Below are 15,670 nucleotides of genomic sequence, written 5' to 3' on the forward strand. Positions count from 1 at the left end.
CCTTCGTGGATCTCGCGGGTACGGCAGGTCTCCCAGTAGAGCATGCCTGCCGGGCCGATCATGAGCGGCCTGCCCGGCTCCCGGACGGGCGAGCCACCGGTCGCCAGGGTGCCGTCAGGCGAGCGCGCGCCAGAAGGTGATGTCGTCGCGGTCGTCGCCCGGGGCCACCCGGATCGCCCCGGGCACCCGGCCGACCTCGGTGTAGCCGCAGGAGGTGTAGAACCGCTCCAGGCCCAGGCCGCCGCGGGCCGTGAGCCGCAGCCCGGCAAGGCCCCAGTCGCGGGCGATCTCCTCGGCCTCGGCGAGCAGCTCCCGGCCGTAGCCGCGGCCCTGCTGTGCTGCTCGGGGTCGACCATCACGCTCCCTCCTTGCCCGCCATCGGGCTGGGGGTACCTCCCAGCCGCCAGGCTGGGGCGAGGGGCCCATGCAGCCGCCAGTGGTCCATCAGGTCGAACCGCATGCTCTCGAAGAACAGCACCGCGACCAGCCGCCCGCGCCCCGTCCTCCCGGGCGACCAGCAGCCGGTCAGCCGGTCACGCTGCCGGCGCCGGCGCCGGCAGCCCGGGCGCCGGGCTCCGGTTGACCGCCAAGCAGCAGAGCACCGCGAGCAGGCAGAGTCCGCCCGCGCCGTACCAGGCCAGGTCGTAGTCGCCGAACTTGTCGCGCATCACCCCGGCGGCGGTGGCGACGATCGAGGCGCCGATCTGGTGGCAGGCCAGCACCCAGCCGAAGACGATCGGCGCGTCGGCCCCGAAGTGGCGGCGGCAGAGCGCGATGGTGGGCGGCACGGTGGCGACCCAGTCCAGGCCGTAGAAGATCACGAAGGCCAGGAACGGCGGCTTGACCGTCCCGGCGAAGAGCTCCGGCAGCAGGAAGAGCGAGACGCCGCGCAGGGCGTAGTAGACCATCAGCAGCCGCCCGGAATCGACCCGGTCGGTGAACCAGCCGCTGGCCACCGTGCCGACCACGTCGAAGGCGCCGATCATGGCGAGCAGTCCGGCGGCCGTGGTCTCCGGCATGCCGTGGTCGTGGGCGGCGGGGATGAAGTGGGTGCCGACCAGGCCGACGGTGGTGGCCCCGCAGATCGCGAAGGAGCCGGCCAGCAGCCAGAAGACCCTGCTGCGCATCGCATCGCGCAGCACCCGCAGGGTGCGGGACACCGCCCGTCCGCTGTTGGCCGGCGGGAGGGGGTCGCCGGGCTCGGCGCCGTACGGCAGGAGGCCGAGGTCGGCCGGGCGCTCCTTCATCAGCAGCAGCACGGGGACCGCCACCGCGGTGGCGCAGAGCGAGACCACCATCACGGCGGCCCGCCAGCCGGCGGCCTGCACCAGCCAGGAGAGCACCGGCAGGAAGACCAGGTTGCCCGCTGCGCCGGCCGCCGTGAGCACCCCGGTGACCAAGCCCTGGCGGGCCTGGAACCAGCGCCCGGTGATGGTGGTGGCGAACGCCCCCGCCATGCTGCCGCTGCCCAGGCCGACCAGGAAGCCCCAGCAGAGGATCAGCTGCCACGCCTGGGTCATCAGCACGGTGAGCCCGGAGCCGACCGCGATGGTGAGCAGCGCGCAGACCGTCACCAGCCGCACCCCGAAGCGGTCCATCAGCGCGGCGGCGAACGGCGCGGTGAGGCCGTAGAGCACCAGGTTGACCGAGACGGCCAGTCCGATGGTGCCGTGCGACCAGCCGAACTCGCTGTTCCAGACGGTCATCATCAGGCCGGGGGTGGAGCGGAAGCCGGCCGAGCCGACCAGGACCAGCAGCGAGACGGCGGCGACCACCCAGGCGTAGTGCAGGCGCGGGCGGCGGTCGCGGGGCGGGGCTTCTTCAGCCGTGGCGGATGTGGGTCTGGTGTCGGTCACCTGATCGAGTCTTGCCGCTCGGCCGCCGCGCCACGAGCGGCCTGACTGCCATCTTCCACAAAGATCGGGCCAACCGGCCCGTCCGGCCGACGGCAGGAGCCGCAGTGGCAGCCCGGGCCTCCCGTCCCGAGCTGCCACCGGTACGGGCCCTGACCCGCACTGCCGGGCGCCCCGCACTCGCCAAGTGGTGACTGACCGTCATATCTGCTGGAACGGCCGTCTCTTGACGTCCCCTCGCAACGGAGAGCTGCCCCAAGAGTGATCAGCCCGATACGTCACGTCAATGGTTCATCCGAAATTCGGAATGGTTGCGACCTGTTTCAGCCGTGGAATGATCGAGAATCGGCCGTCAGTACACGGTCAAACGCAGCACGGTCAGGCGGTCAAGGCACCGGTTCCGCGCGGCGCCGCGCCGTCGGCCAGGTCGGTCCACGCTGCCGCACCGTCGGCCGGGTCGGTCCGCTCCACCTCGCACCAGACCAGCTTCCCGCCGCCCTGCGGGCACCAGCCCCAGCGGGCCGCGAGCAGGTCGACCAGTTCGAGCCCGCGCCCGCTGGTCGCCCCCGGGCAGGCGTGCCGGGGCCGCGGCGCCGTGCCGGAGGCGTCCGCCACCTCCACCCGCACCGGCCCTTCGCCCCTGGGCCAGACCAGCCGCAGCACCGCTGGACTGCCCGCGTGCACCACCGCGTTGGTCACCAGCTCGGAGACCAGCAGCACCAGCGTCTCGGCGTAGCCGGCCGTCGGATCGGCCCCGAGGTCGAGCAGCCTGCCCCGGACCCACCGCCGGGCCCGGCCGACCTCCGCGGGGTCGGCGGCCACCGCGAGCTGTTCCTGAACCACCTGCACCGCTCCACCACCTGCATGACGAGCTACCGGTTGGACTGCCCGTGTCGTCGGCACGAACAGGCACCAGGATGATTCGCGGAATCCGGGCCGGACAACCGCTTCGGGCATATTCCAGCGTTCGGGGGACAGCACGGCGCATACTGACCCGTTCGCCCGGCCGAGCATCGCAACGACCTTCGCACCGGTGTGGTGAAAACTACCGCCCGACACCCGCCCACCGGTGGCGGCCACGCGGCGGCGAGACGACCCCTGAGAGAAGTGTTCTTCCTACAATCCCCCACCCCGACACCGGTGGCCGCTATACGGTGGACGGCATGACCGCTCCGGACTGGGACCAGCAGATGCGGTCGCGGTTGGCCCGCGGCGAGGAGAGCGCGCTCGGCGAGCTCTACGACCAGCTGTCACCACTGGTGCACGGCCTGGCCGGTCGGATCCTGGGCGACGAGCAGGCGGCCGCGCAGCTCACCCGCGAGGTCTTCGGCCATCTCTGGGAGCACCCGGAGGAGTTCGACCCCGGTGAGCGCTCGCTGCGCTCCTGGGTCGGCGAGTTGACCCACCGTCGGGCGGTGGAGCGGTTGCGCCGGGAGGACCACGAGCCGCAGGAGATCGACCAGCGGGCCGCCACCGCCCAGGCGCAGTACGTGGTGGCCGCGCTGCCGCCGGCGCTGCGCGAGACCCTGGAGACCACCTGGTACGACGGCCGGACCTACCAGGAGACCGCTCGGCAGTTGGGCATCAGCGAGCAGGCGGCCCGTCAGCGGCTCCGCCTCGGCCTGCAACTGCTCGCCAATGAACTTGAGTTCGGCTCGTGACGGGGGACGTACGGGATGACTGAGCAGGAGCACGAGGCGCTGCGCGGTCTGCTCGGCGCCTGGGCGCTGCGGGCCTGCCTCCCCGATGAGGCGGCCGAGGTGGAGCGCCACCTGCCCGGCTGCGCCGAGTGCGCGGAGGAGGGCGAGCGGCTGCGCCGGGCGGCCGGCCGGCTGAGCCTGGACGATCCGCTGGACCAGCCGGACGGGCTGCGCCAGCAGGTGCTGGACTTCTGCCTGAACCGGCGGGCGGCCCACCACCCGCTGGCCGACTGGGCGGCGCCGTTCGCGGCCGAGACCGCCAAGTTGGACGCGCTGCTGCGCGACCTGGGCCGGGCGGAGTGGCAGGAGGTGGCCGAACTGCCGTGGCGCGGCGGGTCGCTGCGGCTGCGGCCGGCCGAGGTGCTGTGCCATCTGGCGGCCCTGGACGGGTTGGTCGGCACCGCCCTCGGCCTGCCGGACCCGGTGGGCTCGGCACGACCCCGGGTGCCGGCCCAGGCGACCGGGCCGGTGCCGTGGGGCGGGCTGCTGCAGCGCGGCGAGCGGCTGGCCGCCCAGCACGCCGAGCACTCCCCGCAGGAGGTGCGGCAGTTCTGGCGGGCCCAGTCGCAGGCGCTGCTGCGCGAGGCGGTGCCGGAGGTCGGCGACCTGCCGGTGGACTTCGGCTTCACTGCCCTGCCGGTTCGCGACGCCTTCATCGACCGGGCGTTGGAGACCTGGATCCACGGCGAGGACGTGGCCCGCGCGGTCGCCTACCCGTATGCCCAGCCGGCCCCCGGTCACCTGCGGCAGATGGTCGACCTGGCCGCCCGCCGGCTGCCCGGCGCGCTGGTCGGCCGCCGGCAGGCCGCCTATGCGGGCCCGGGGCCCGAAGCCGCCGGCTCCGGGCGGACGGTGCGGCTGGTGATCGAGGGCCCGGCGGCCGGGCAGTGGCTGATCCCGCTGGACGGCCGGCCGTCCGCCCCGGAGCAGCCGCCGAGCGAACCGGTGGCCGAACTGGTGATGGACGGCGTGGAGTTCTGCGCGCTTGCCGCCGCGCACCGGGATCCGGAGCACCTGCCGGTCGGCGAGTACGGCGACCGGGCGGCGATCCGCGAGGTGCTGGCGGCGGTGCCGCTGCTGTCGAGGCCATAGGGCCGCTCTTGCGGCCCCATGCGAGCCGGGCGGTCAGGCGAAGACCACGGTCCGGCTGCCGTTGATCAGCACCCGGTGCTCGCTGTGCCACTTCACGGCGCGAGCCAGCGTCTGGCTCTCGACGTCCCGGCCGAGCGCGACCAGCTGATCCGGCGTCACGTCGTGCTGCACCCGGGCCACCTCCTGCTCGATGATCGGGCCCTCGTCCAGATCGGCCGTCACATAGTGGGCGGTTGCACCGATCAGCTTCACGCCCCGGGCGTGCGCCTGGTGGTACGGCTTGGCGCCCTTGAAGCTCGGCAGGAAGGAGTGGTGGATGTTGATCATCCGGCCGGAGAGCGCCTTGCACAGGTCGTCCGAGAGCACCTGCATGTAGCGGGCCAGCACCACCAGGTCGACGTCCTGCTCGTCGACCAGCTCCAGCAGCCGGCGCTCCGCCGCCGGCTTGGTCTCGGCCGTCACCGGGATGTGCACGAAAGGCACGCCGTAGGAGGCGGTCAGTTCCTCGAAGTCGGTGTGGTTGGAGACCACCGCGGCGATCTCCACCGGCAGCGCGCCGATCGAGGTGCGGAACAGCAGGTCGTTGAGGCAGTGCCCGAACCTGCTGACCATCAGGACCACCCGCATCTTCGCCTCGGCCGGGTGGATCGCCCACTCCATCCCGAAGGAGGCGCCGATCGCGGCGAAGCTGGCCCGCAGGCTCTCCACGGTGACCGGGCGCTCGGCGGAGAAGTGCACCCGCATGAAGAACAGCGGTCCCCCGGCGCCCCCAGCCATGGGGGTCCCCCCGGCCGAAGGCTGGGGGAGGCCCGGAGGCGCCCCCACCGGCCGGGAGGTGCCCCCGTGCCGGTCACCGAACTGCTGGCTGTCGATGATGTTGCATCCGGTCATGAAGAGGTAGCTGGAGACCGCGTGCACGATCCCCTGCTTGTCCGGGCAGGAGAGGGTCAGTACGTACTGGGTCGGCTCGACCGCGGTCTGCTGCGCCACGCTCTCGGTCCTCGTTTCCGGTTCGTCCGCTGTCTGTGGTGAGGGCCCAGCCTGGCACAGCCGGGCCCGGGTCAGCCGATCCGTGTCAGGATCCTCAGCACTTCGAGCGAACGCGGCGGGGTGTCCGGGTCCTCGCCGTCGTTGGTGCTGAGCAGCTCGTGGGCGGCCCGGGCGGCGGCCACCGTGGCCGGCCAGTCCGGGTGGCCCAGGTAGGCGGCGGACGGGGCGTCCGCACCCACCTCGTGGAATATCCGCAGCACCCCCAGCACGGCGGCGTCCACCAGGGCCGCCTCGTCGGCGTCCCGCAGGACCGCGCCGATGTACTTCTCGGCCGACCAGCGGTCCAGCCAACTGTCCTCGACCAGGCGGTAGACGGCATCGGTGACGTCCCCGTAGCCGTCCCGTCCGGTGGCCCAGTACTCCTGCTGGAAGGCCGGGTCGGCGAGCATGTGCAGGGCGGAACGCAGGCGGGCGCGCCAGCGCCACCAGGGCAGATCGTTGAGCGGCATGCCGCCCATGGTGGTGGAGCGGCGCCCCGGACGAGAAGGGTTTCGCAGAGAGCCGTTGGTGTTTTCTGTGCTGACCGCCATGGCAGACGATCGTACGTTCCCTTGCGAACGGGATCTACACGCGTCCAATCCTTGAGTTCATCGCCGGTTAACCACCCGTTGAACATGTTGCCCACTTGTGGAGTGAACCCCCCGGAAGGCTAGGGGCCCCTGTCACGTCCGCATTTGGGGGAACAGCCGAGATGACCGCTGCACCGAGGGCACCGCGCCGCGGCCGCCGCACCGGGCGTCCGCTGGCCCTGGCGGCCGCGGCGGCGTTACTGCCGGCCGTGCTCGCCACCTCCGGCTGCGCCGCCAAGGCCGACGCCGCGGACCCCCGCACCGAGCTCACCGTGCTCACCTTCGCCCCCTGGGGCACCGGCTCCACCGACCGGCCCGGCATGGCCCAGCTGGCCACCGCGATCGGCGCCGAGGCCGACGCCCAGGGCGGGGTGGCCGGGCACCGGCTGCGGGTGCTCACCTGCAACGAGCACAACACCGCGGACGGCGCCGCCGCCTGCGCCAAGCAGGCCGTGGACGCCGGCGCGATCGCCGTGGTCGGCTCCTACAGCCAGTACGGCGACGCCTTCATGCCACTGCTGGAGAACGCCCGGATCCCGTTCATCGGCGGCTACGGCCTGTCCAACCCGGAGTTCAGCAGCCCGCTCTCCTACCCCGTCTCCGGCGGCACCCCGGCGCTGATCGCCGGCAGCGGGCGGCAGTTGGTCGCGGCCGGCTGCCAGACCGTCTCGGTGATCCGCCCGGACACCCCGGCCGGCGACACCCTGCCGGGCGCGCTGGGCGGCGCGCTCGCCCCGGCCGGAGTGAAACTCACCGACATCCGCGCCCAGGAGAAGTCCACGGACTTCACCCAGGCCGCGAAGACCGCGATCGGCTCCGACGCGCCGGGCAACTGCGTCACCGCGGCGCTCGGCCCGCTGCCCACCCTCAACCTGCTCGATTCGATGCGCCGGCAGCCCCACCGCAACACCCGGCTGTTCTCGGTGATCGGCAGCTTCCAGCAGTCGGTGGTGGACTCCACCGGCGGCGACGCGGGCCCGCTCGGCAACGCCTACGCGGTCGGCTGGTTCCCGCCCGAGGCCTCCCAGGTCTGGGATCCGCTGCGGGCCATCGTGCGCACCCGGGCCGCGGCCGACGCCACCATCGACACCGCCGACCCCGGGGTGCAGACCACCTGGGTGGCCTACCAGGTCTTCCTGCAGGCCGTGCAGCGGATCGGGCACGGCCAGCCGGTGACCAGCCACTCGCTGCGCGACGTGCTGGACGGCGGCACTCCGATCGACACCGGCGGCGCCACCCCGCCGCTGAACTGGGGGCTGACCAACATGCTGGCCAGCCCCGACTCGCCGCGCCTGGTGAACACCTCGGTCACCTTCCAGCAGGTGCGCGGCGGCCGGCTGGTCGAGCAGCAGCCCGGCTTCACCGACGTCCGCTGGGTGCTGACCGGCGGCAGACCGCCGACCGGCTGACCGTCAGCCCGTTCTGACGCACCGTCAGAACGGGCTGGCGCCTGCTCAGAGCTGGTAGTCGTTGAGGGTGGACAGGCCGGCCTGGCCGGCGATCGCGTTCCAGGTGGCGGCGGCCTGCTTCTTGGCACCGCTGGCGGTGCCGCTGGCCTGGTCGCCGGCCTGCTTGTGCGCGTCGCCGCTCACCTTGGCGGGGTCGCAGCCGCCCGCCGCATCGCCCGCCCAGGCCGCGTAGGCGTCGTCGGCGCTGGCCGAGGCCTGCCAGGCCTGGGTGAGCTGCTGGACCAGCTGCGGGCCGGTCGGCAGCTTGTCCACCTTGAGCGCGGCCAGCGAGGTCAGCAGCTGCTGGCGCTGCCCGGAGGCCTGGGTGAGGGCCTGCTGGGCGGCGGCGGGGTTGTCGCACTTGCCGATCGAGGCGACCGCCCCGACCACCGCCTGCCGGCTGGCGCTGGCCTGGCCCAGCAGGTTCGCGAGCGCCTGGGCCTGCGCCTGCGCGTCGGGGCCGAGTGCGGACGTGCTGCCGGCGGCGCTGCTGCCCGTTGACGCCGAAGCGGACCCGGCCGCCGAGGCCTCGGCCACCGGCGCCTGGCGCGGCTGCTTGGGGTGGCCACCGCCGCCGGACAGCACCGCGACCAGGATCCCGCCGACCGCGCAGACCGCGATCAGACCGCCGATCACCGCCTTGCGGGACATCCCACCGCCGCCGGCCGACCGCGCGTCGGCCCGGCCCAGCCGGGTGGTCTGGTCCGACACCGCCGGGTAGCCGCCGGGCTGGCCGGCGAAGGACTGCTGGCCCCCCGGGGACTGGTTGCCGCCGAAGGTCTGGTTGCCCCCGAACGACTGCTGCCCGCCGAAGGATTGGTTGCCCCCGAAGGACTGCTGACCACCGAACGACTGGTTGCCGCCGAACGACTGCTGGCCCCCGAAGGACTGGTTGCCGTCGAACGACTGCTGACCCCCGAAGGACTGCTGACCACCGAAGCTCTGCTGACCCCCATCGGCTGGCCGCCGGCGAAGCCGGCCCCCGGGGCACCGGTCGGGTAGGGCGGCAGCGCCTGGGTCTCCGCCACCGGCTGGCCGCCCAGCTGGGTCGGCTGCTCGCTCCACGTCTGCCCGGGCGCCAGGTACTCGGGACCGCCCTGCTCCGGGCCGGCCTGCCCCGGGATGGCCGGCGCCCCCGGCGGTGCGGCGGGCGCGGCCGGCTCCGGACGGAACAGGTCGTCCAGATTGAAGTCACCGGAGTTGGGGTACGAGCGGCGCTGGCTCAACGCGAATCCTCACCTGTGCACGACCATGGGCACACCGGCGCGGTCAGCGGCGAAGGGGCGGTCGATGGTGCGGACCGCCCGCGCTGTCTATCCGGTGAGAGCACCCGGGCCTTCCTCGGTTCTTCCGCGCGTTTTCACTGACGGCGGACCACTGCTGCTGGAGTTCCTCAAAACCTCCGGCCCACGCTACCGGTTCACCGCTTCGGGTGACCACGCGGGCGGGGTGCCGAGGACCTCGGGCACAGGCCCGCCGACAGTCCGTCACGCCGCCTCCACCTCCATCCGCTGGTGGAAGTCCCGCACCACCCGGTGGTCCCGGTAGGGCTCCAGGCGGCGGCGGAAGTCGTCCAGGTACTCCACGCCCCGGTTGGAGCGCAGCCCGCCGAGCAGCCGCACCGCCTGCGCCCCGGTCTCACAGGCGCGTTCGATGTCGCGCTGCTGCAACTGCGCGGTGGCCAGCAGCACCAAGTCGACGGCGCGGCGCCGCACTCGGCTGACCGGATGCAGGTCGAGGGCGATCCGGGCCTGCTTCTCGGCCTGCTTGCCGTGCTCCAGATCGCGGTAGCAGTGCGCCAACTCGTCGGCCAGGTAGGCCTCGTCGAAGTGCACGATCCAGTCCGGGTCCTGCTCGGGGTCGCGCTTCTCCATGGCCGCCACGGCCTTGGCGGCGACCGACTCGCAGGAGCGGGCGTCGCCCATCAGTGCGTGGCCGCGGGCCTCGGCGGCGTAGAACATCGCCATCGCGGTGGGGGTGGCCACCGAACGGGCGCCTTCCTGGGCGGCCCTGGCCAGTTGGGCGATCTCCCGCGGATTGCCCAGGGTGGCCGCCAGGTGGCTCATCGAGGCGGCGAGCACATAGCCGCCGTAGCCGCGGTCGTCGGCGGCCTGGGCCAGCCGCAGCGCCTGGATGTAGTACCGCTGGGCGAGCCCGGGCTGCCCGGTGTCCACCGCCATGTAGCCCGCCAGCTCGGTCAACCGGGCCACCGCGGCGAACAGCTGACGACCGGTCTCCTCCCGGTAGCCGCCGGTGAGCAGCCCGGAGACCACGCTGTTCAGGTAGTGCACCACCACCGGGCGGACGTGGCCGCTGCCGAACCGGTGGTCCAGGTCGACCAGCATCTCGGTGGTGGCCCGGATCGCCGACACGTCCGACGGCCCGACCCGCGGCCCGCCGGTGCGCGCCACCACCGGGTCGGGCGGGGTGATCAGCCAGTCCCGGCTGGGCTCGACCAGCGCCGAGGCGGCCACCGAGGCGCCGCCCAGGAAGTCCCGCCGGCTGACGTCGCTGCGCCACAACTCGCAGACCTGCTCCACGGCCCCGGCCAGCGTGGCGGCGAACTGCAGTCCGACGCCCGAGGTCAGGTTCTTGCCGTCGGCCATGCCGATCTCCTCGACCGTGACGCCGCGGCCGAGCTTGCGCCCCAGCGCCTCGGCGATCACCGCCGGTGCCTGGCCGCGCGGTTGCTGACCGCGCAGCCAGCGGGCGACCGAGGTCTTGTCGTACCGCAGGTCGAGCCCGTGTTCGGCGCCGCAGAGGTTGACCCGGCGGGCCAGACCCGCATTGGAGCAGCTCGCCTCCTGGATCAGCTGCTGCAGACGCTCGTTGGGCTGTCGTGCGACGAGTGGTCTCGCGGCCATGGGCTTCGCCTCCCCAGCGCCCCCGGCTGCACCGGGGGGCGTCGACTCTGCTGCTCTGGTGCCGGCCGACCGCTCGCGCGGTACCGCATCGCGCAGTGCCGAACGGCGTGCCGACTACCCGGCCAGTGAAGGAACTTGAGGCCAGGTTAGCGATCTACGACACCATCGGGATACCCATGCGGACGACCCGTTCCCCATGCGCGCCCGGGAAAATGCTCCTGTGCGCCCCCGCTGCGCCCGTCCCGCGAACCGCGGGCCGACACCGGACGAACAGCGGACCAACGCCCCCGGAGCGCCATGTTCCGCGCCAGGGCGCGCCACCGCGCCGACCCGGGCACCGGCGCGCTACCCGGGCGCCGCGATCACCGTTTCGAGTGACAAACCCGGGCGCGGCGCACGCGCCAGGAGTCGGCCCGTAACCCGCCCCACCGCCACCAGTTGAGTAGCGCGTGGACGAGCACCCAGGAATCCCGGAGCACGGCCGCGGCGGCGCGGCGACCTCCCCGCCGGCGGCCTCCCCGCTGCTGACCGAGGCGGTCAGGTATGCGGAGGACTGGCTCTGGGAGGTGGTGCCGGGCACCCACCTGGTCGACGGCGAGGGCGGGCCGTACTGCTCCTGCCGGGCCGCCCACTGCTCGCGGCCGGGCGCGCACCCCGCGCACCACGACTGGCAGCGGCTGGCCAGTGCCGGCCCCACCCGGGTGGGCCTGTGGTGGACCGAGGATCCGCAGGCCGCGATCCTGCTGCCGGCCGGCCGCTCGTTCGACGTGCTGGACGTGTCGATGACCGCCGGCTGCCTGGCGCTGACCCGGATGGAGCGGATGGAGACGCAGTTCGGTCCGGTGCTGTCGGCGCCGGCCGAGCCGGGGCGGCGCGACCGCCGGATGCTCTTCCTGGCGCCGCCCGGCACCCTGGCCAAACTCCCCGAGCTGCTGCGGCGGTTCGGCTGGGCGCCGGACCGGCTGGACCTGACCGGGCGCGGTGAGGGCGACTGGATCGTGGCGCCGCCGTCCCGGCTCGGCCCGTACGGCTTCGCCCAGTGGGCCCGGCCGCCGTCCTTCGCCAACCGCTGGCTGCCGGACGCGGCGGAGCTGGTCGGCTCGCTGGCCTACGCCTGCCGCCGGGCGGCCCCGTGGCCCGGCCACTGACCCGGCCCCGACCTGCTGACGCTTCATCAGATCATCGACGCCATAAGGGACCGGTGTACCCGCACCGGCTGTTCGACAAGCCGCTCGAACGAGTGACGAGTTGTCAGGATTGGCCTGCCTTGGGGCGGGGATGATTGGTTGCGTAACGCTTTCGCACCAAATCGACCCGGAGGTGGCAGCTAGGGCAGGCAGCGAAGATCGGGGAAGCCCAAGGACTGGGGGAGCGCCGAGGGGACGACCGGACGGGGAAGCCGGTCGGCGGCGGTGGGGGACCAGGGAGGGATCGGGAGGGACCGGGGGGTTCGGGCCTGGCACGCGGGGACGTGCCGGGCCCGAACGCATGCCCTCGGGCGGACCGACTACGCCCGCGCCACGAAGACGTGCGCCGCGATGTCCTTGCCGAGCTCGGCGGCGTCCGCACCCGAGCCCACCAGCACACCGCCCACCGCGGACGCGACCTGCACCGTGGCGCCCGGGCGGATCCCGGCCCGGCGCAGCGTGCGCATCAGCTCCTCGTCGGTCTGGATCGGCTCGCCGATCCGCCGCACCACCACGCGGGCGCCGCCGTCACCGGGCCGCAGCGCGTCCAGGGTGACCAGCGCGGCGTCGAACCCCTCCCCCTCGGCTCTCATGTCGCCCAGCTCGTCCAGGCCCGGGATCGGGTTGCCGTACGGCGACTGGGTCGGGTGGCCGAGCATCTTCAGCACCTTGCGCTCGACCTGCTCGCTCATCACGTGCTCCCAGCGGCAGGCCTCCTCGTGCACCTGCTCCCACTCCAGGCCGATCACGTCGACCAGCAGGCACTCGGCGATCCGGTGCTTGCGCATCACCCGCACCGCGAGCCGGCGCCCGTCATCGGTCAGCTCCAGGTGGCGGTCTCCGGCGACCTGGAGCAGGCCGTCCCGCTCCATCCGGCCGACAGTCTGGCTGACCGTGGGACCGCTCTGCTCCAGCCGCTCGGCGATCCGGGCGCGCATCGGGACGATGCCCTCCTCCTCCAACTCAAGGATGGTGCGAAGGTACATCTCAGTCGTATCGATCAGCCCAGACATCGCCGCAGGCTCCGTTCCCTCGAGGTCTACCGCCAATTCTGACCTACCGCACTGATAACCGGCCCCGCCCGCTCGGCCTTCCCGTCCGGGTCGGGCCCTGTTGACAGCGGGGGCGCGCAGGCAGCAGCGTGCTCGCCGTACCTTTCTCCACCGGCTCAGGGCGACCTAGGAGACGATCGAATGAGCGATCTGGTCGGGCAGTACTTCGACGCCGCGGTGGCTCACCTGCAGCGGGTCCGCACCGAGGAGGCCGAGTCGATCGACCGGGCCGCGGTGCTGCTGGCCGACGCGGTGGCCGACGGCCGGCGGATCTTCATCTTCGGGGCCGGGCACTCCTCGCTGGCCGCCCAGGACGTGGTCTACCGGGCCGGCGGCCTGGCGGTGGTCAACCTGCTGAACGTGCCCGGGATGACCGGGGTGAACGTGATGCCGGCGCCGCTGGGCAGCGCGCTGGAGCGGGTCTCCGGGCTGGCCACCGCCACCCTGGACCTGACCCCCGCCACCGCCGGTGACCTGCTCTTCGTCATCTCGCTCTCCGGCCGCCAGGTGATGCCGGTGGAGCTGGCCGCGCACGCCCGCACCCGGGGGATGCACGTGGTCGCGGTCACCTCGCTCGCCTACCCGGGGCGGGTCGGCTCGCGGCACCCGTCCGGCACCTACCTCAAGGACCACTGCGACGTGGTGCTGGACAGCAAGATCGCGGTCGGTGACGCCGAGCTCGACCACCCCGAGGTGGAGACCGGCTTCGGCTCGGTGTCCACCATCGTCACCAGCGCACTGATGCAGGCGGTGGTGGTGAGCGCGGTGGGCAAGCTGGCCGAGCGAGGCAGCACGCCCCCGCTGTTCCGCTCGGGCAACGTGGACGGCGGAACGGACTGGAACGCCAAGCTGATGGCCGAACACGCGGACCGGATCTACTACTCCTTCTGAACGAGGACATCTCGTCTCCCCGTAAAAGGCGCGTACGCGCCCTGTCCCCGGACCGGCCGACCGCCCATACTTCGAGCAGCGGACACCGACACGCACTCGGGGGCACACGGGATGGCTGCCGGCGGACGACCCACGGACCCGGTCCGCGAGGACGAGCTGCTCCCGGAGCTGTTCCGGGTCGCCGACTCCGCATCGCTGCTCGGCCAGCGGCGCTCCATCACGCTGGCCCGCTGGCAGCTGCTGCTGCTCACCGCGGCGGCCGCGGCCGGCAGCGCGGGCGGCGGCCCGCTCTGCTGGCTGGCCGCGGCCGCCTACCTGGCCGCGGCCGGGACGGCCCTGCGGCTGACCCGGCAGCAGCCCCAGGGCCTCTGGTACGAGGGGCGGGCGGCCGCCGAGTCGGTGAAGACGCTGGCCTGGAAGTTCGCGGTGCGGGCCGACGCGTATCAGCCACCGCCGGCCACCCTGCCGGACGCCGAAGGGCTCTACCGGCTGCAACTGCGCGGCCTGCTGCACGGGTTCCGGCACAGCCCGGCGCTGCCCGCCGACGCGGAGCAGCGCGCCTCGGTCACCGCGGCGATGCGCGCGCTGCGCGACGAGCCGCTGGCCGTGCGGCGCGAGGTCTACCTGCGGGAGCGGGTGCGGGCCCAGCACGACTGGTACCGGGCCAAGGGCGCCTACTGCGACCGGGCCGGCCGGCTCACCGAGCTGCTGGGCATCGCGCTGCCGCTGCTCGGGCTGGCGCTGGCCGTCCCCGGGGCGCTCGGCGTGCTGCCGCTGGACCTGCTGGGCGCGGTGTCGGCGGTGGCCCTGTCGGTGGCCGCCTGGGCCCAGCTGCGCCAGTACCGGCCGCTGGCCGCCGCCTACCGGCTGGCCGCCGACGAGCTGGAGCAGGTGCGCGACCAGCTGAGCCGGCTCGACCTCACGGCCGGCGACGCCGAGGAGCTCTGGGCCCGGCTCGCCAGGGACGCCGAGGACGCCGTCTCCCGCGAGCACACCACCTGGCAGGCCCGCCGCGAGGTCCGCCCGGGGCACTGACCCCGTGTCCCACGCTTTTCCAACTGGCAGAGTCACGTTCTGGAGGCGCTTTCGTGCAGCCACGACTGGTCAAGACCGGCGACGACCGGACCCTGGCCGTGCAGAGTTTCGGCAACCCGGCCGGGCGGCCGGTCTTCCTGCTGCACGGCACCCCGGGCAGCCGGGTCGGGCCGACCCCGCGTTCCACCGTGCTCTACAACCTGGGCGTGCACCTGATCTCCTTCGACCGGCCGGGCTACGGCGGCTCGGACCGGCAGCGCGGCCGGCGGGTCGCCTCGGCCGCCGCCGATGTGCAGACCATCGCCGACGAGCTGGGCCTGGAGACGTTCGCGGTGGTCGGCCGCTCCGGCGGCGCCCCGCACGCGCTGGCCTGCGGGGCCCTGCTGCCGGGCCGGGTGCACCGGGTGGCGGCGCTGGTCCCGCTGGCGCCCCGGGACGCCGAGGGGCTGGACTGGTACTCCGGGATGACCGCCTCCAACATCCGCGACTACCGGGCCGCCGAGCGCGGCCACAAGCGGATCGCGGCCACCATGGCGCAGCGGGCCCGGCGGATCCGGGACGACCCGGCGACCGTGCTGGCCGGGCTGCGCCAGGAGCTGTCCGGCAATGACGCGGCGGTGGTCTCGGACGCCGGGATCCGCCGGATGCTGGCGCGCAACTACCGCGAGGCGTTCCGGCAGAACGCCGACGGCTGGATCGACGACGTGCTGGCCTTCACCACCGGCTGGGGCTTCCAGGTCGAGGACATCACCGCCAAGACCTGGCTCTGGCACGGCGCCGAGGACATGTTCTCGCCGGTCGACCACTCCCGCTGGCTGGCCTCCCACATCCCCGACGCCACGCTGTTCCTGGAGCCGGGGGTGGCGCACTTCGCGTCCTTCCGAGTGCTCACCGCGGCCGTGAAGTGGGCCGCGGGAGCACCGCGGTGA

Annotated in this window: 14 protein-coding genes and 1 pseudogene; 7 read left to right on the forward strand and 8 right to left on the reverse strand. The window is 73.4% G+C overall.

What is annotated here, in order from left to right:
• Positions 1–114 precede the first annotated feature (114 nt).
• The 3 genes and pseudogenes from E6W39_RS18250 to E6W39_RS18260 form a co-directional block, all read right to left on the reverse strand.
• A pseudogene (locus E6W39_RS18250) lies at positions 115–333 on the reverse strand (GNAT family N-acetyltransferase); the annotation flags it as partial.
• A gap of 200 nt (positions 334–533) precedes the next feature.
• Positions 534–1,856 (reverse strand): MFS transporter, encoded by a 1,323-nt coding sequence (locus E6W39_RS18255; RefSeq protein WP_141634420.1) that lies wholly within the window; start codon positions 1,854–1,856, stop codon positions 534–536.
• Positions 1,857–2,231: 375 nt separating this feature from the next.
• Complete coding sequence (locus tag E6W39_RS18260; RefSeq protein ID WP_141634421.1) at positions 2,232–2,702, reverse strand: ATP-binding protein; 471 nt, start codon at positions 2,700–2,702, stop codon at positions 2,232–2,234.
• 314 nt (positions 2,703–3,016) lie between these two features.
• Between E6W39_RS18260 and E6W39_RS18265 the strand changes: the two genes are divergently transcribed.
• Positions 3,017–3,514 (forward strand): sigma-70 family RNA polymerase sigma factor, encoded by a 498-nt coding sequence (locus tag E6W39_RS18265; RefSeq protein ID WP_141634422.1) that lies wholly within the window; start codon positions 3,017–3,019, stop codon positions 3,512–3,514.
• A gap of 15 nt (positions 3,515–3,529) precedes the next feature.
• Positions 3,530–4,645 carry a maleylpyruvate isomerase N-terminal domain-containing protein gene (locus tag E6W39_RS18270; RefSeq protein ID WP_141634423.1) on the forward strand — a complete coding sequence of 372 codons (1,116 nt, stop codon included), beginning with the start codon at positions 3,530–3,532 and terminating at the stop codon, positions 4,643–4,645.
• A 33-nt stretch (positions 4,646–4,678) separates the two neighbouring features.
• Here the strand turns inward: E6W39_RS18270 and purU are convergent, their stop codons facing one another.
• Positions 4,679–5,635 carry a formyltetrahydrofolate deformylase gene (gene purU / locus E6W39_RS18275; RefSeq protein ID WP_141634424.1) on the reverse strand — a complete coding sequence of 319 codons (957 nt, stop codon included), beginning with the start codon at positions 5,633–5,635 and terminating at the stop codon, positions 4,679–4,681.
• Positions 5,636–5,706: 71 nt separating this feature from the next.
• On the reverse strand, positions 5,707–6,225 hold the full coding sequence (locus E6W39_RS18280) for an SCO4402 family protein (RefSeq protein WP_141634425.1): 519 nt from the start codon (positions 6,223–6,225) through the stop codon (positions 5,707–5,709).
• Between the two features lie 161 nt (positions 6,226–6,386).
• Between E6W39_RS18280 and E6W39_RS18285 the strand changes: the two genes are divergently transcribed.
• Positions 6,387–7,673, forward strand: coding sequence for an ABC transporter substrate-binding protein (locus E6W39_RS18285; protein WP_141634426.1), 1,287 nt, complete (start codon positions 6,387–6,389; stop codon positions 7,671–7,673).
• Between the two features lie 45 nt (positions 7,674–7,718).
• On the opposite strand, the gene E6W39_RS18290 is transcribed toward E6W39_RS18285, so the two are convergent.
• Both E6W39_RS18290 and E6W39_RS18295 read right to left on the reverse strand, forming a co-directional pair.
• Positions 7,719–8,777 carry a hypothetical protein gene (locus E6W39_RS18290; RefSeq protein WP_141634427.1) on the reverse strand — a complete coding sequence of 353 codons (1,059 nt, stop codon included), beginning with the start codon at positions 8,775–8,777 and terminating at the stop codon, positions 7,719–7,721.
• A gap of 422 nt (positions 8,778–9,199) precedes the next feature.
• Entirely contained in the window at positions 9,200–10,576 is a 1,377-nt protein-coding gene (locus tag E6W39_RS18295) for a transcriptional regulator (protein WP_141634428.1), read from the reverse strand.
• A gap of 449 nt (positions 10,577–11,025) precedes the next feature.
• Here E6W39_RS18295 and E6W39_RS18300 point away from each other — a divergent pair, with 449 nt between their 5' ends.
• Positions 11,026–11,724, forward strand: coding sequence for a bifunctional DNA primase/polymerase (locus E6W39_RS18300; protein ID WP_228718206.1), 699 nt, complete (start codon positions 11,026–11,028; stop codon positions 11,722–11,724).
• A gap of 359 nt (positions 11,725–12,083) precedes the next feature.
• On the opposite strand, the gene E6W39_RS18305 is transcribed toward E6W39_RS18300, so the two are convergent.
• Positions 12,084–12,776: a metal-dependent transcriptional regulator gene (locus tag E6W39_RS18305; protein ID WP_141634429.1), complete on the reverse strand. Its 693-nt coding sequence runs from the start codon at positions 12,774–12,776 to the stop codon at positions 12,084–12,086.
• A gap of 180 nt (positions 12,777–12,956) precedes the next feature.
• On the opposite strand from E6W39_RS18305, the gene E6W39_RS18310 reads away from it, so the two are divergent.
• The 3 genes from E6W39_RS18310 to E6W39_RS18320 all read left to right on the forward strand — a co-directional run bounded on the left by E6W39_RS18310 (position 12,957) and on the right by E6W39_RS18320 (position 15,670).
• Entirely contained in the window at positions 12,957–13,706 is a 750-nt protein-coding gene (locus E6W39_RS18310; protein ID WP_141634430.1) for an SIS domain-containing protein, read from the forward strand.
• Positions 13,707–13,817: 111 nt separating this feature from the next.
• Complete coding sequence (locus E6W39_RS18315) at positions 13,818–14,741, forward strand: DUF4231 domain-containing protein (RefSeq protein ID WP_141634431.1); 924 nt, start codon at positions 13,818–13,820, stop codon at positions 14,739–14,741.
• 53 nt (positions 14,742–14,794) lie between these two features.
• Positions 14,795–15,670 carry an alpha/beta fold hydrolase gene (locus E6W39_RS18320; RefSeq protein WP_141634432.1) on the forward strand — a complete coding sequence of 292 codons (876 nt, stop codon included), beginning with the start codon at positions 14,795–14,797 and terminating at the stop codon, positions 15,668–15,670.

Source organism: Kitasatospora acidiphila (assembly GCF_006636205.1).
GTDB classification, from domain to species: Bacteria; Actinomycetota; Actinomycetes; order Streptomycetales; family Streptomycetaceae; genus Kitasatospora; species Kitasatospora acidiphila.

Bases quoted from the DNA above. Each gene is read 5' to 3' on its own strand.
- E6W39_RS18265 (WP_141634422.1), top strand. From the start codon at position 3,017: ATGACCGCTCCGGACTGGGACCAGCAGATGCGGTCGCGGTTGGCCCGC.
- E6W39_RS18270 (WP_141634423.1), top strand. From the start codon at position 3,530: ATGACTGAGCAGGAGCACGAGGCGCTGCGCGGTCTGCTCGGCGCCTGG.
- E6W39_RS18280 (WP_141634425.1), bottom strand. From the start codon at position 6,225: ATGGCGGTCAGCACAGAAAACACCAACGGCTCTCTGCGAAACCCTTCT.
- E6W39_RS18285 (WP_141634426.1), top strand. From the start codon at position 6,387: ATGACCGCTGCACCGAGGGCACCGCGCCGCGGCCGCCGCACCGGGCGT.
- E6W39_RS18295 (WP_141634428.1), bottom strand. From the start codon at position 10,576: ATGGCCGCGAGACCACTCGTCGCACGACAGCCCAACGAGCGTCTGCAG.
- E6W39_RS18305 (WP_141634429.1), bottom strand. From the start codon at position 12,776: ATGTCTGGGCTGATCGATACGACTGAGATGTACCTTCGCACCATCCTT.
- E6W39_RS18310 (WP_141634430.1), top strand. From the start codon at position 12,957: ATGAGCGATCTGGTCGGGCAGTACTTCGACGCCGCGGTGGCTCACCTG.
- E6W39_RS18315 (WP_141634431.1), top strand. From the start codon at position 13,818: ATGGCTGCCGGCGGACGACCCACGGACCCGGTCCGCGAGGACGAGCTG.